A 14,593-nucleotide genomic window follows, 5' to 3' on the forward strand; every position below is an offset into this window, starting at 1 on the left:
TATAGCGTTCGTGCGTAAGTCCTGACTCAGAAAGGCTGTTTGTTCGATCGCGGGCGTGTTTCATTGGGCATTCGTTACGATCGCCCTTATGGTGAAGAGAACACACCCCTGCCTCAGACAGAAGTCAGAAAGCACTGCCTACTTCCTTCCTTCTAGCTTCTTCCTTCTTCCTTCGACATCTGTTTTCTGCCTTGAGGGGGATAGCCGCAGATATATCTTTAGTGCGAATCTAAAAGATCACTCTGCAATATTTTTGAGCTATTATTAACCCCTAGAAATCCCTGTGAAAGAGCCAGAAAGAACTCCTCCCAATTTTTGGAATATGCTAAGCAATTTAGTCTTAGTCCGGTTTTTGCTTTTATTTGCTACAGGTTGGGCTGGACTGCAACTTTTAGCTTACTTTGAAACTGCTGTCGCGGTTTTCACGATTGCTGCACTCGTGGCTTTTTTGCTCAACTATCCGGTGCGAACTCTCCAGAGATTTTTACCGCGAAGTTTAGCTGTCGCCTTCGTTGTCTTGCTCACCATTTTAGTTTTTGGCGGTCTCACCGTCACCGTCGGCGTCACTCTTTTATCTCAAGGGCAGCAATTAATTGACAGCATGACTGAATTTGTGAATGCTCTGGCGCCTCTGTCGGAGCGCATCGAAGCATTTCTGCGGGCGAGAAACCTACAAGTTAACCTGCGAGTTATTGAGGAACAACTACGAAATCAAGCTTTGGCTGGAGTTGTTTCGAGTATTGCTTTTTTACAAGTATTTTTAACCAATTTATTGAATTTAATATTAATTATGGTGGTTGCTTCTTTCATGTTAATTGATGGAGAGAGGCTCTGGCTGTTGGTTCTCAAATTTATACCCAGACACCTGCACAGGCGTTTAAGTTTAACAATAGAGCGAAACTTTTTAGGATTTTTTCAGGCACAAATTCTCTTAATGTTATTTTTGACAACAGCAAGCTTTGTAATTTTCCTGCTGTTAGATGTGAAATTTCCTTTGATTTTAGCATTTATTATCGGATTGTTTGATTTAGTTCCGGGGATCGGAGCCACCCTGGGAATTAGCTTAGTGTGTTTTATTGTATTGTCTCAAAATGTGTGGCTAGCTTTAAAAGTATTGGCAGCTTGCATTATTTTGCAGCAAATTCAAGACAACTTTATTCATCCGAGACTCATGCAAAATTCGCTTAACCTCAATCCGGTAGTGGTGTTTTTTGCACTGTTAGTAGGCGCAAGATCGGCAGGACTTTTAGGCATATTTCTGGCTATTCCGCTAGCGGGAGTGATAGTTAGCTGGTTTGAAATTGAAGAAATGCAAGCGGAAGCTTAATTGATATAGCTCTCCTTTTTATATCAAATCCGGCTTAAAAGCCAGGTTTTAAGCAGCAGGCTAGAACCCCAATTCTTGAAAAACTATCCTTTGCGTAACGCCCAAGTAAAAGTAAAGAGAAAAAAGCAACGTAGGATGCACCGATCCCTGCGCACCTTACTGCGTAAATTCAATGAATAAATTGCAAGTCAGTAGGAAATCTTTCTTCTTCTGGTTCTGGATCGTAAATGTAATCGCAGTCAAAACGCAGAGATTGAGCGTGGAGGCTGATGGAAAATCCGCAGTAAGTAACCATTTCTGTAGTAAAAGTGGCCATGACTAACTCAATCAGTTTTTTGTAAGAAATGTTAGGCTGTTGAACGTAATAGGCGCGTCTGGCAAAAAATATTCTCTCATCTTTCGGTACAATTATGGCATTAATTTTGTGTGCGTGTTGAATCGGCTTGATATAGGTTTCAATAAACTGCGACTGATTTTTTTGCAGTCTCGCTAATCTTTCGTGTTGCAACCAAGTCATTTGAAACACAATTTTAATAAATTCAAAGCCCAAAATGTAGTTAAAAACATTATTGCGTTCTTCTGTACTCAAGACGAAGCGGAGTGCAGATTCTAAATATTGGTCAGTTTTTCGGCACGCTTGTTGAGCTGAGTGGATATAAAATTGTTTGATGTAGCTTCTTAAATCTGATTCGTTTAATTCTTTTTTGACTCTAAATCTGATTAAATACTCTTTGACTCGGTGTAGAGTATCTACATCTTCAAACATTTTTGAGACTAAACCGTCTGCTGTGTAATCATCTAAAAATTCTGCTTGCAAGTCGGGAGTAGATGCGCACAAGATGTAGCAGAGGGACAAGACATAGCGCCGCTGGTTCCAAGGCAAGCTTTGGGCCCACTCTTTAACTTCTAGAGGAAGTTTTTCCAGCATGATATCTGTGTGTCGGCGTTGAGCAAGGTCGGCACATCTATTTTTTTCTTGAATCATTGCCTGATACCTTTATCAGTAAGTAGACAGAGTACTATATCGCAGATGATGGGAGGGGGAAGCTGCGACCGAGGGTTACAAGTTATTCTGTCATATTTTATTGCCATCTATCTAAATATACATTCTGTAGGGAACAGGGGGGCGTGATCTGTCTCACACTTTTGCAAATTTTAAATCACAAATGGTAATTCTTCGCATCACATTTTGGGTCAACGAGTGTCACGCATAAAACTAATTCACGTCACCCGAGCAACGGCGGGTTTGGTTGATGATTAAGAAGGGTGATTCATAACTCTTTGTTAGTAATGATTACTGAGGTTAATTATGAACTCGACTACAAGTATTTTTCCTAAAAATCAATGCCAACACTTAAGTTTTGGCGATCGCCTCGTCCAACCAGTGCGACAGTGGCTCGATCGCATTGCAGTGGGAGATCCGCAAGTAGCTCGGTGGTTGTGCCAACTTATACCAGCACAGTGTCCTTTTGAGAGAGATATCCAGCTATTGGGACATCATCTTTTCCACATACCGCCTATGTGCAAGCTGAATCCTGTGTATGAAGAATTAGTGGGGTTGCGTTTTCGGTCGCTCTCCTTTTTAGCTGACGTATGCGGGGAAGATGTAACGCCGTACTGCTGATTGAGGGGTGTCATACCTCGAACGCCATTGATTTGAATTGTGTACGGGGTGCGTGAAACTGCTAGTTGTGCGATCGCTAATTTAAGTCATAATCGTTGATAATAGCACTGGATGCCTCTCAATAGGAGCAGGCATCCATCGTCGCGGTTAAGCCCAAAATAATATCAAACGGTAACAGAAAAAACAATTATTATAAAAATAATTTAACAAGCTACTTTGGCACAGGGAAATGAATATGTTTAACGCAAATGAACTGCTAATTAAGGCTTTTGTAAATCGGCTGATTGAAGGCTACCGCCATACCTACGGCGGGTTCAAATCTGACTATGCCGAGATTATTGCTTGGGTAGCGAGTATGGCTTTGGAAAATATTGCTAATAGTGATGCTCTTTACCACAATGTGGAACACACTATTTTAGTGACCTTGGTGGGACAGGAGATTCTGCGCGGGAAGCACATCCGCGAGGGAGGTGTTTTATGTGAACATTGGCTGCATTTCCACATTGCTTTGCTGTGTCAGGATATCGGGTATGTGAAGGGGGTTTGTCGGCAAGATCGAACTGATTTGAGACTGTATGCAACGGGGATAGAGGATTTGCAAGTGAAGCTACCTCCGGGGGCGACGGATGCGAGTTTGACTCCTTATCATGTCGATCGGGCAAAAATGTTTATTGACGAGCGTTTTGGCGGTCACAAACTGATTGATGCTGAGCTGGTTAAGCGTAATATTGAGCTGACTCGTTTCCCGGTTCCTGCGGATGAAGATTATCAAGATACTGCGAATTATCCGGGTTTAGTTCGCGCTGCTGATTTAATTGGTCAGTTGAGCGATCCGCGATATTTGCAAAAAGTTGCTGCGCTGTTTTACGAGTTTGAGGAGACTGGGCAGAATCTGGTTTTGGGCTATCAGAATCCGGGGGAGTTGCGGGATGGTTATCCAAAGTTTTATTGGAATGTGGTTTATCGGTATGTCAAGGATGCGATCGGCTATTTGGAACTGACGCAGCACGGGAAACAAGTTGTTGCTAATCTGAGCGCAAATGTTTTCCGGGTGGAGCATTCGGAGGTGCGAGAGTCTGCGGTGGCTGTAGTTAGCTAGGGTTTGGGTATATCTCGGGCGATAGATCTTTTTTTGGATAAGTAGGTCGCTCTAGCTAAACGTAAAATGCTCTTCTTTTAGATATCGGCTGCACTTCTTGAAGTCGGGTTTCTGGGTATTTTGTTTTTTTAGCCGTTGCTCACTTAAATCCTGTTCATATTACAGTGCTAAATCTTCGATGAGTTCGACCATTGCGCGAACCATAGGCATTTTAGTGATAATTTCGCTCCAATACCACTGTCCGTTAGGGTTGAGTTCGATAAAGTAGAGGGTGTCATCCTCGTCGCGAATGATATCGAATGCACCAAAATTTAAACCAAACTCGTCAAACATTTGATGAAGTTTGTTGAGGTATTCGATCGACCATTGGTCGGGAACGTAAACGAGTTTTTCCGGTTTGGTAACGCGCCCATCCCAAGTTACATCTGCATCATTGGTATTCGGCTCAGTAAATATCTGTGCGTCACCTCCAGAGTCGCCTGAGTTTTTGCGGGGAAAGCAGCAGGCTAAAATAGAGGCGATTGCTCACTTGCAAGCAATAGGATTGAGCGATGAGCAAATCGCGGAATGTTTGGATATGACGCTAGAAGAGATTCGACAAGTCGATTTGACAGAAGAGAATATAAGTAGTCGGTAGGCTATGCGATGTCCATGTCAACCTCTGATATGATGTCCGCTCAATTACTCGTAATAAACAGTCTTTGTAGTGAGGACTTTAGTATTCATAATCTGAAGAATAAAGTCCTCAGTACAAAGACTGTTTTAGGTACTACTGCATAATAGTAAGCGTAAAGGAATACAGCAAGGAAAGGAACGGGGAACGAGAGAAAAGGCTCTGGAAATTGCTAGGCAGCTTCTCCATCTACTCGACAATCAAACAATCAGTCAAACTAACGGTTTGATAGTTGAAGATATCCCAAATTTGCCAGAGGAATCAAAGGAAGGGAAAAAGTGCGATCGCACAATTACTCTACCTTTTCTCTTTACCAGGCTTAGCCTGGTAGCGCAGGTTTTTGACGCTCTGGCTCTTTGATTGAGAATTACCCTAAATATTAACTCTCATCCAACTAATGCTTAAGGATGGGTCTGCCCTCTCTCTAAAGGAAGATTCCATTAAACGAGTAAATTCCGTATGATGCTGTAAAAGTCAGTCAGAGGGAAAGCTATCTCCGACTCTAGCTCCGAAGAACTGACCAATCTTACAATATAAAAAAATACATCTCATGACACCAGTCACTCCCAATCAAACTTCCTCTCAATACGAAGTTAGCGAACCAGAAAAAAAAATTGAGTCTCTGGTCAAAGAAGTTAAGCCAGAAAGCGAACTCGATTTAGAGTTCCTCTACACCAGAGACATTGAATTCCGACAAGAAACAATTTATTTCATTGTAGTCGATCGCTTTTACGACGGCGACCCCACAAATAACGAAGGTCCCAACCCAGAACTTTACGATCCAGAAGGCAAAGATTGGGGCAAATATTGGGGCGGCGACTTGCAGGGAGTTATCGACAAACTCGACTACTTAAAAGATATGGGTGTTACCGCAGTTTGGCTGACGCCACTGTTCGAGCAAGTAGAAGCATTATTTGTCGAACAAGCTGCAATTCACGGCTACTGGACTAAAGATTTCAAGCGACTAAATCCCCGCTTCATTGCCACAGGCGACAATCCTTCTATCAACCAAACACAAGAAACAAAAGATACCGTATTTGACAAATTAGTAGACGAGTTGCACCAGCGAAATATGAAACTCGTGCTCGATATTGTCTGCAATCACAGCAACCCAGATTTTAGCGGCAAAAAAGGGGAACTCTACGACGACGGCATAAAAATAGCTGACTTTAACGACGATGCAGATAACTGGTATCACCACTACGGCGAAGTCAGAAACTGGGAAGATGAATGGCAAGTCCAAAACTGCGAACTGTCGGGTTTAGCAACTTTCAACGAAAACAATATTGCCTACCGCAATTACATTAAATCAGCAATTAAACAATGGCTAGACAGAGGTGTTGATGCTTTGCGGGTTGATACAGTCAAGCATATGCCTATTTGGTTTTGGCAGGAATTTAATGCTGACATTTTAACACACAGACCTGATGTTTTCATTTTTGGGGAATGGATTTACAGCGATCCTAGAAACGATCGTTCTGTGGAATTTGTCAACGAGTCGGGGATGACTATTTTAGATTTTGGTCTGTGCGTGGCAATTCGAGAAGTATTGGGACAGGGTGCTGAAGCGGGATTTAAGTTAGTCCAAGATGTCCTGAATTTGGATCACCGCTACTACGGGGCGACAGAGTTGATTACTTTTATTGACAACCACGATATGCCGAGGTTTCAGTCGTTAAATCCCGATCCAGAAATGCTGCAGTTGGCGATATGTTTAATTATGACGACTCGCGGCATTCCCTGCATTTATTACGGCACCGAACAGTATCTGCACGATGATACAGAAGGGGGAAATGACCCTTACAACCGCCCGATGATGGAAAAGTGGGATATTGATTCGCCGATTTACCGAGATGTGCGGTTGCTGTCTGGATTGCGGCGGTTGAATCCAGCTATTTCGATGGGGAGCCACTGGCAAAAATATCTAACTGCTGATGTTTATTGTTACGTGCGCCGCTATCGCGATTCTGTGGTGTTTGTAGCGATGAATCGCGGCAATGCTGTTACAATTGAAGAGGTTGATACTGAGCTGCCTGATGGAGAGCATACGGAGGTTTTATCGCGCCGCAAGTTTGAAGTTAAAGACGGGATGCTGTACAATTTAGAGTTGGGTGCGCGGGAAGTAATGATTTTTAGCCGCGTCGGAGAGCGAGTTAAGGCGACAACGATTGTGCGGGCGCAGCTTAACAGCGTTAAAACTCAGCCTGGGGAAAGAATTGTGGTGATTGGAGATTGTCCTGAATTGGGGAATTGGGATATTAGTAAGGGTTACCCGTTGGAGTATATCAATACTAATACTTGGTTTGGAGAAATTCCTTTTAATGAAAGTGCGGGGAAGTTGATTTCTTATAAGTATGCGCTGCTACGGGAAGGACAGTCGCCACTGCGAGAAAATCTGGTTTGTCGCCGCTGGGTTTTAGTTTCGGAAGGGACTGTGAAATGGCGAGATAAGTGGGCGAGTGGACGGGAGTCTTAATAGTTTTGAGTTTTGAGTGAGACAGTCCTGGGTGCATAAACCGGGTTTAATGGACGAAAATACTTCCTTAAGGCTTTCGATTATGTTGTAAAACCCGGTTTATTTAGTAGAGTAAACGCATCTAATTTCTAAATTCCCATATGTAGCGTTTGAGTAGAGACATAAGCGCTACAGGTTGAAAAACAGTTCTCAATAAACAACAATAAAGCCAAGTCCGCAGTGCTAAAACCCCTCGTTATTGACAAGATGCGTTTACCCTAGTTTATTTAGTAGGGGTGTGCAAGTCCTGTGAGATATAATTTGTAATTGCAACTCATAACTCATTACTTTTTAAAGAGGACTTAGGTAACAAATATTTTGACTTTTTCTGTATAGCAAGAAGGTGTGCATTGTGCACGATCCGGAGGTGAGTTATAGTGTGCAATGCGCACCCTCCGGAGGTGATTTATGGTGCGCATTGCACACCCTACTTATTAAAGCGATCGCAGCTTCTGGGCCAAAACATCGACATAAGGTTCGCTTCTGTGCTGGTTCACAACCATTTCGTAGCCCCGCTGCGCTTGAGATTCAGCTTCTTGAGGATTTTTTAGCAAATGGACGATCGCCTCGCGCAAACCTGCTGCATCTCCCACATCTACCACTTTGGCAATATCCGGGACCGCTAAATAATCGACCATACCTTGAGTCCGAGTAATGACGACCGGTCGCTTGCAGGCCATTGCTTCCAGCAAACTCGTAGCTCCAGCAGCATATTTATTGTCTACCAAACAAACTGCAATTACGTCTGCATCGCGGTAAAGCTCCACTAAATCCGGCCATTCGTAGAATTTGCGCGACATATTTTCTGGCATAGTATCGGGGAAAGCTTGTGATAAAGCTTTGGCATCTTTAGAAAAACCGCTAATTTTTACGTCAACATCTAAGTCAGCAGTGGCTGCTGCTAAGAGTCGGTAGTCGCGCTTTTCTAATCCGACGCTAACAACTGTTTGCCGCTTTTTCTCGCCAGAAACGGGACCCGGTGTGAAAAACTGGATGTCTGTCTGTTCTAAAAGCACTAAAATGCGCGATTCAGGTATACCTAAATAGCTGCGGAGGAAGTTTGTTTGAGGGCTGGCGCAGGCCATGAACACGTCAATTTTGTCAGCCAAACCGAATAGTTTCAGGGCGACGCGGCCGCGCAGCCGATCGATATTGTGGAAATGTACAACAATTTTCGGGCGATCGGGCAATTGGCTACACACCGCCGCGACTGGAATCCCAATGTCCTCACCGTTACAAAATATCACGTCGTCGCTGCTGACTTGCTCCGACAATTTGCGCGCGGCGGCCCAATGTTCGGGTTTAGAAGAAATTTTCGATCGCAGCTTGTCACTCAACGATATCGCTTCGCCATCCGGGGCATGAACGGTGGCATTTAAGCGGTCTCTGAGGGCCCGCAGGACGTGGCGAGGGCATTTGCCGAGTTGGGCGTCGCGGTCAATTCCATCTAGGTCTATTTTGCGACCTAATGCCAAATGGTATTTCAAACTATTCTCCTTATAGTTATCCTGGTGCAGGCACACATTATCTAACCTCAGAAGATTCTATGCTCTGCTTTTGAAAGTGCCAGTGCGAGCGGTCAATTTTAGATTTTAGATTGTAGATTTTAGATTTGACTCTACAGATAAATCTGGGGGGTTCTCCCTCATGTCTAATTTTTTTGAGTTCCACGAATCCTTTCTGAGGCTGGTATAGCACCGGCCCTCACGGTTAAGAAACCAGGTCGATCGACACCCGCGCGCAAATCCTGTACGAATCAAAAACAGTGACACGCGCCGATCGATTCCAAGGACTTAAGCTTTTATGCTGAAGTTAGCTAAAGCATTTATGTTTAACCTCATGTATATTTCTCCAGAGCAAGACCAAAAAATTCGCTACACCCTGCGCGAGTGCGGTCAAGAAGCTTACAAGCTCGCCGCCGAACCTTTTGAAGTTTCCGAGAAAGGGCCCAATGACTACGTGACGAGTATCGATCAATACCTAGACCGACAACTATCGGCAGCATTTAGCGCTTTGTTTCCTGAAGACGGCTGGATCACCGAGGAAAACAGCGCCTCCAGAGCAGCTTACCGCGCCAATTACCAGCGCCTCTGGTGCATCGATCCCCTCGACGGGACTGAAGAATTTATTCGGGGAAAACTGCACTACGCTTCGATGGTGGGGCTGCTGCTTGAAGGGGAACCGGTGGCCGGCTGGCTCTACGCCCCGGCTTTTGACCAAATGTATTTTGGCGGCAAAGATTGGGGATTGTTCCAAAGTGTCGGAGCCCAAGCGCCGCAGCCGATCGCCCTGTGCAAACCCCCGGCCCCGACAGCGGAAAATTGTAAAATTGTACTCGGAGACAAAGACCAGAAAAACTACGGCCGGGCGATCGCCCAAAGCATCCCGGGAGCCGAATTTTACTCGCTGGGCAGCTTTGGTTTAAAAGTGATGGAAGTTATCTTCGGTCGAGCCGGTTTGTACCTGTATCTCAACGGCAGAGTTAAAGTGTGGGATACCGCCGGCCCTCTGGCACTAGCAAAAGCAGCCGGATTGGTTTGTTGCGACTTGCAAGGTCAACCGCTGAGGTGGACGGCAGATGCGATCGAGCCGGAGACTCTGGCCCACACCCAGTCAATCGCGATCGGCTGGCCGGACTACATAGAACCTCTGTTGGGCAAAGTTCAACAGGCAGTGACAGGCTTGTAAACCCGTTTAAGATTAAAGAATCTGCCGATTAATTACGTGAAGCGGGCCTCTGCACCCTTATCATCAATTAAAGGAGCAACGGATTGTTTGTGTTCCCAAACATCGATCGTTCCCTAGCTGTTGGGTGTCGCCTAATCATATTTCCCACCTCCGCGAGTTTGCGTCAGGAACCTCAGCCTAAAGGCGTGAGGCTTGGAAGAGTAATCTGACAAGCCATTCTGACGGGCCTAAGTCTTAACTGACTACGTTTTTTGAGTCACGACACCGGAGAATGCGAAGCCAGTTTTCCGCTCTGTCGCTGAAGGTTAAACAGCTCTAAGGTCACTGGGGCAGTGCTTTCAGCCCAACAAGCTCACTAAACCTTGGCGAGGCTAACATCACCCCGAAAGGGAGGCTCGAAAGAGCAAAACACTATGCGTACAGGGCTGGGAAGTTTGATGCGGTAATTGTCCCGCTGAAAGTGCAACACAAAAGCACACCGAGCCAACCAGTCCCAAGGCGGTAGTAATCAAAAAAAGACAATATAAAGCCGTCCTAGAAGGACGGAGTTTCTACCCATTTTTTTGATGAAGACAGAAGCTTTCAGTGAGCTGTTCCCCCTATTTAAGGGTGCTAACCCAGAAACCTTGGGAGGGCTGCTATCAAATGCCGTCAAGCATGAGTATCCCCCGGGCCGAGCTGTGGTGATGGAGGATTCTTGGGGCAACGCGATTTACTTTGTCGTGTCTGGCTGGGTCAAAGTCCGGCGCTTGTCAAACGATCGAGCTGTATCAATGGCTATTTTAGGACGGGGTGCCTTCTTCGGCGAAATGGCCATTCTTGACGAATCTCCCCGATCGAATGACGTACTTGCTCTATCGCCCGTGCGGCTGCTCAGCGTCACAGCTCAGCGATTTATCCAAACCCTGTTTAAAGATCCGCAATTGCACCACCGGATGCTGCAACTGATGGTACGGCGGCTGCGCCAAACCAATCTCCGATATCAACTCCGCAACCGCCAGCCAGCGGTTAAACTAGCAAATACTTTAGTCGAGCTGGCAGAAAACTACGGTCAGAAAACTGCTGAGGGCAAAGATATCTTCAATATTCCTTATGAAGACTTAGCTGATGTCACAGATATCACCCTAGATGAAACCAGCAAAATTATGGAAAAACTCGATAGTAAAGGTTGGATCAAAATCGATCCAGACCGCCAAACTATCCATTTGATCAACCTCAAGCACTTGATTAATTTGGCAAGTCAATGACAGATGTTACTTGTTTGGATACCTCGTCTGCTGCAGGCAACCGTGAGGGGCAACTAACAGCACCGACAATTCAATATTCGGTGGCGATGCCCAATCCTAAATCCCACCTGTTTGAAGTGACTTTGCGCGTGCAAGGTTGGTCGGAGCCGGTTCTGGATTTAAAAATGCCTGTCTGGACTCCCGGTTCTTACTTGGTTCGAGAATACGCCCGCCACCTGCAAGATTTTAGAGTCCAGGCGAGCGATTCCCTACGGGATAGCTACGCCGCGCGTGCTTTACCTTGGCGCAAGAAAAGCAAAAATCACTGGGAAATCGAAACTAATTCGGTGTCAGATGTCACGGTTTTCTACCGCATTTTTGCCAACGAACTGACAGTGCGAACCAATCATTTAGACTCGACTCACGGTTATTTCAATCCGGCGGCTTTGTGCTTTTTCTTGCCCGGTTTTGAGCGCAACTGCTACACCGTGACAGTTGTGCCGCCGCAGCCCCAATGGCGCACCGTTACTACTTTGCAGCCTGTTTCTGGGCAAAATCTTACTTTCGCTGCTGCGGATTTTGATACCCTTGTCGATAGTCCTTTTGAGATTGGCTGTCACGAAGTATACGATTTTGAAGTGATGGGAAAACCCCACCAGCTAGTGGTTTGGGGAAAAGGAAATTTAGAACCAGAGCGGGCGATTCGAGACATCCAAAAAGTTATCGAAGTCGAGGCAAAAATGTTCGGCGGTTTGCCTTACGAACGCTATGTGTTTTTCCTGCATTTGTCCGGCTCTGGTTTTGGCGGTTTGGAACATAAGGAGAGTTGCACTCTCAACTATCCGCGTTTTGGTTTTCGGGCTAAGGAAAAGTATGAACGCTTTATTCAGTTGGTAGCTCACGAGTTTTTTCACCTCTGGAATGTCAAGCGCATCCGACCGAAAGCTCTCGAAGTATTTGACTACGAACAAGAAAATTATACTCCTTCTTTGTGGTTCTCCGAAGGCACTACCAGTTATTACGATTTGGTAATTCCTTTTCGATCTGGACTCTACGGCGTGAAGGGTTTCTTTCAAAATCTGGCTAAGGAAATCACTCGCTTGCAGACTACTCCGGGGCGGAGCGTGCAGCCTGTCAGCGAGTCGAGCTGGGATGCTTGGATTAAACTTTATCGCCGGGATGCTAACAGCGATAATTCGCAGATTTCCTATTATTTGAAAGGGGAAGTTGTTTCGTTTTTGCTCGATTTGTTGATTCGAGCCAGACACGGCAACGAGCGATCGCTCGACGATGTGATGCGTTTGATGTGGCAGCAGTTTGGCAATGCTAATTCGGCCCAAAATGGCGATTTTGACCTGAAGTCGGAAACAGATGCCAATGCGGCGCATCTGACATCCAACGGAGAGTTAAATTCTCGTTCGCTGCCGGCAGAAATAGGCTTTACTCCCGAAGAGTTGCAAAGTGCGATCGAGTCCGTCGCCGGCATCGATTTGAGCGACTTTTTCGCGCGCTATATAGACGGCACAGAAGAGTTGCCTTACAACAAGTATCTGGAACCTTTCGGGCTGCAAATTTGGGTAGATGAAACTGACCGAACGCCTCGCATCGGTTGGACGTTGGGATCGGAAAACGGGCGGGAAATGGTTAGATTTGTCGAAATAGGCTCTCCGGCACAATTGGCGGGAATTGACGCTGGGGACGAGTTGCTGGCGATCGAAGGTTTTCGGGTAAATGTAGAACAAGCGGGCGAGAGGCTTAAAGATTATCAGCCGGGGGACACAATAGAGGTGACGGTTTTTCACCAAGACGAACTGCGGACTTGTCGCGTTACTCTCGCCCCGCCGCGACCTGGCCGTTACTCGATCGTGCCGGTGGAACAGCCCACCGCTATTCAGAAACAAAACTTTACTGGATGGCTGGGAGTTCCTCTATCGAAATTGTGCTAACAGAAGGTGAACGGGAAAGAAAAGACCAGAAGAAATCAAGCTCAATTCCCAATTCCCAATTCCGCTAGCATCCTCCTGGTAAAATTGAATCACCAGTCAATACTCAACTATCATTCAGTTTTTCGACAGATAGTTAACAGTCAACAGTCAACAGTCAACAGTCAACAATAATTCCGGTTGCACCGGAATTAATATTACCAATTACCAATTTTGATTATGCAAACCCCACCTCCTCCATCAATTACGCCCCGCCAGATGAATCTGCTGAGAATTGTTGCCTCGATGGCCTGGGCTGACGGCGAACTCGCCACAGAAGAAGTTAATTTAATGCTCGATCGCTTTTGCCGTTTGTTTGCCCCAGATACCGACGGACAACAAATGCAACAAGAACTGCGGGATTACATCATGCAAAATATCCCCCTTGACGAGTTGATCGGTCAACTAGAAACTCAAGATGAAAAGGAATTAGTCCTGCAACTCGGCTATGAAGTGATTTCATCTAGTTCTCGCACTCCCGACGAACCAAAAATTAACGCTGAAGAAGCCGCCGCTTATCAAAAATTAGTGCGGTTGCTGAATCTTTCAGAGGATGCGGTCAAGCGTATTGAAGGAGAAGCATCGGCGGGAGGTACTTCGGAGGGAATTGTGGAGAAGCTAGCTCAAAAATTAGAAAAGTTCATCAAAGGTTAGTTCGGGACTGGCGCGCGCTTGGCTTAAAAACCCGGTTGATTCCTAGATTTCTCGTTACTAAACCTGGAATTTTTCGTAGAAACCGGGAATAAACCCCCCATGCGTAAATCTTGTTAGGTAAGTATCGGAATAATAATTTTCTGAGTGCAACTATTAACAACTAAAACTGAAGGTAAAGGAACCGGATGGAGACTACCAATTTCCTACCATATAGTAACCAAAAAACACCGGAAAGTTAAGAATATTTTTCATCGCTGGGAACGGTAACAGAATTTGCGTGAAGCGAAGCTATCCCGCAGGGAATCGCCCTGGACGAGCCCCGCATTCCCCTTAACGATAATTAGGGAGGGACTTAGGCAAAGCCTAAATCCCTAATTGAGCTACCGATTTTGGGCGATGATTAAAGTTAACCCAACCCCTGATTAGTGCGGTAACTTGCTGAGGGCGTGCCAAGTTCTATAGCCGACAATTCCATCTTGCGGTAAAGCCTTGCTGATTTGCAATTGTCGCACTGCTACATCTGTCATCGTCCCGAAGAATCCGTCAATCGCACCGAAATAGTATCCATTGATTTTCAAGACATTCTGAACAATTTTAACAGCATTACCAGAACTGCCCTTCATGACGATCGGCATATTCACAGGTGCACCAGAGTATAGTGCTTCCCAAGTTATAGAAGCCACAATCCCATCTTCTTTTAAAAAGACGCGGTGTTGATAGCCTTTGACCCCACATTCCGCACCCCAAACTGGCACATAGTCGGATTGAGGGGGTAAAAGTGAATCACCCGAGACAAGGGTGAGTA

General features: G+C 45.5%; 13 protein-coding genes. 9 read left to right on the forward strand and 4 right to left on the reverse strand.

Annotated features, from left to right (window positions below):
- The first annotated feature begins 283 nt into the window (after positions 1-283).
- Positions 284-1,327: an AI-2E family transporter gene (locus tag QUA78_RS26365; RefSeq protein WP_333303938.1), complete on the forward strand. Its 1,044-nt coding sequence runs from the start codon at positions 284-286 to the stop codon at positions 1,325-1,327.
- Positions 1,328-1,496: 169 nt separating this feature from the next.
- Here the strand turns inward: QUA78_RS26365 and QUA78_RS26370 are convergent, their stop codons facing one another.
- Positions 1,497-2,312: a cobyrinic acid a,c-diamide synthase gene (locus tag QUA78_RS26370; protein ID WP_172186304.1), complete on the reverse strand. Its 816-nt coding sequence runs from the start codon at positions 2,310-2,312 to the stop codon at positions 1,497-1,499.
- A 324-nt stretch (positions 2,313-2,636) separates the two neighbouring features.
- Between QUA78_RS26370 and QUA78_RS26375 the strand changes: the two genes are divergently transcribed.
- Positions 2,637-2,951 carry a Mo-dependent nitrogenase C-terminal domain-containing protein gene (locus tag QUA78_RS26375; protein ID WP_172186305.1) on the forward strand — a complete coding sequence of 105 codons (315 nt, stop codon included), beginning with the start codon at positions 2,637-2,639 and terminating at the stop codon, positions 2,949-2,951.
- Between the two features lie 235 nt (positions 2,952-3,186).
- Positions 3,187-4,050: an Npun_R2479 family HD domain-containing metalloprotein gene (locus tag QUA78_RS26380; protein ID WP_333303937.1), complete on the forward strand. Its 864-nt coding sequence runs from the start codon at positions 3,187-3,189 to the stop codon at positions 4,048-4,050.
- A gap of 159 nt (positions 4,051-4,209) precedes the next feature.
- On the opposite strand, the gene QUA78_RS26385 is transcribed toward QUA78_RS26380, so the two are convergent.
- Complete coding sequence (locus tag QUA78_RS26385; protein ID WP_333303936.1) at positions 4,210-4,383, reverse strand: hypothetical protein; 174 nt, start codon at positions 4,381-4,383, stop codon at positions 4,210-4,212.
- Positions 4,384-4,447: 64 nt separating this feature from the next.
- Here QUA78_RS26385 and QUA78_RS26390 point away from each other — a divergent pair, with 64 nt between their 5' ends.
- On the forward strand, positions 4,448-4,687 hold the full coding sequence (locus QUA78_RS26390; protein ID WP_333303935.1) for a hypothetical protein: 240 nt from the start codon (positions 4,448-4,450) through the stop codon (positions 4,685-4,687).
- Positions 4,688-5,273: 586 nt separating this feature from the next.
- Entirely contained in the window at positions 5,274-7,199 is a 1,926-nt protein-coding gene (locus QUA78_RS26395) for an alpha-amylase family glycosyl hydrolase (RefSeq protein ID WP_333303933.1), read from the forward strand.
- Positions 7,200-7,672: 473 nt separating this feature from the next.
- Here the strand turns inward: QUA78_RS26395 and QUA78_RS26400 are convergent, their stop codons facing one another.
- Entirely contained in the window at positions 7,673-8,725 is a 1,053-nt protein-coding gene (locus QUA78_RS26400; RefSeq protein ID WP_333303932.1) for a glycosyltransferase family 4 protein, read from the reverse strand.
- Between the two features lie 316 nt (positions 8,726-9,041).
- Here QUA78_RS26400 and QUA78_RS26405 point away from each other — a divergent pair, with 316 nt between their 5' ends.
- The 4 genes from QUA78_RS26405 (at position 9,042) to QUA78_RS26420 (ending at position 13,788) form a co-directional block, all read left to right on the forward strand.
- A complete protein-coding gene (locus QUA78_RS26405) occupies positions 9,042-9,926 on the forward strand; it encodes an inositol monophosphatase family protein (protein ID WP_333303931.1) in 885 nt (294 codons plus the stop codon).
- Positions 9,927-10,492: 566 nt separating this feature from the next.
- Complete coding sequence (locus tag QUA78_RS26410) at positions 10,493-11,173, forward strand: Crp/Fnr family transcriptional regulator (RefSeq protein ID WP_333045993.1); 681 nt, start codon at positions 10,493-10,495, stop codon at positions 11,171-11,173.
- Positions 11,170-13,098, forward strand: coding sequence for a M61 family metallopeptidase (locus QUA78_RS26415; protein ID WP_333303929.1), 1,929 nt, complete (start codon positions 11,170-11,172; stop codon positions 13,096-13,098). The genes QUA78_RS26410 and QUA78_RS26415 overlap by 4 nt, the downstream gene beginning before the upstream one ends.
- 216 nt (positions 13,099-13,314) lie before the next feature.
- A complete protein-coding gene (locus tag QUA78_RS26420) occupies positions 13,315-13,788 on the forward strand; it encodes a TerB family tellurite resistance protein (protein WP_333303927.1) in 474 nt (157 codons plus the stop codon).
- 422 nt (positions 13,789-14,210) lie between these two features.
- Here QUA78_RS26420 and QUA78_RS26425 read toward each other — a convergent pair.
- A partial coding sequence (locus QUA78_RS26425) for a peptidoglycan-binding domain-containing protein (protein WP_333303926.1) occupies positions 14,211-14,593 on the reverse strand: 383 nt, incomplete at its 5' end.

The sequence above is a fragment of the Microcoleus sp. K4-B3 genome (assembly GCF_036704615.1).
GTDB lineage: Bacteria > Cyanobacteriota > Cyanobacteriia > Cyanobacteriales > Microcoleaceae > Microcoleus.

Bases quoted from the DNA above. Each gene is read 5' to 3' on its own strand.
- QUA78_RS26415 (WP_333303929.1), top strand. From the start codon at position 11,170: ATGACAGATGTTACTTGTTTGGATACCTCGTCTGCTGCAGGCAACCGT.
- QUA78_RS26405 (WP_333303931.1), top strand. From the start codon at position 9,042: ATGCTGAAGTTAGCTAAAGCATTTATGTTTAACCTCATGTATATTTCT.
- QUA78_RS26395 (WP_333303933.1), top strand. From the start codon at position 5,274: ATGACACCAGTCACTCCCAATCAAACTTCCTCTCAATACGAAGTTAGC.
- QUA78_RS26410 (WP_333045993.1), top strand. From the start codon at position 10,493: ATGAAGACAGAAGCTTTCAGTGAGCTGTTCCCCCTATTTAAGGGTGCT.
- QUA78_RS26370 (WP_172186304.1), bottom strand. From the start codon at position 2,312: ATGATTCAAGAAAAAAATAGATGTGCCGACCTTGCTCAACGCCGACAC.
- QUA78_RS26380 (WP_333303937.1), top strand. From the start codon at position 3,187: ATGTTTAACGCAAATGAACTGCTAATTAAGGCTTTTGTAAATCGGCTG.
- QUA78_RS26420 (WP_333303927.1), top strand. From the start codon at position 13,315: ATGCAAACCCCACCTCCTCCATCAATTACGCCCCGCCAGATGAATCTG.
- QUA78_RS26385 (WP_333303936.1), bottom strand. From the start codon at position 4,383: ATGTTTGACGAGTTTGGTTTAAATTTTGGTGCATTCGATATCATTCGC.
- QUA78_RS26375 (WP_172186305.1), top strand. From the start codon at position 2,637: ATGAACTCGACTACAAGTATTTTTCCTAAAAATCAATGCCAACACTTA.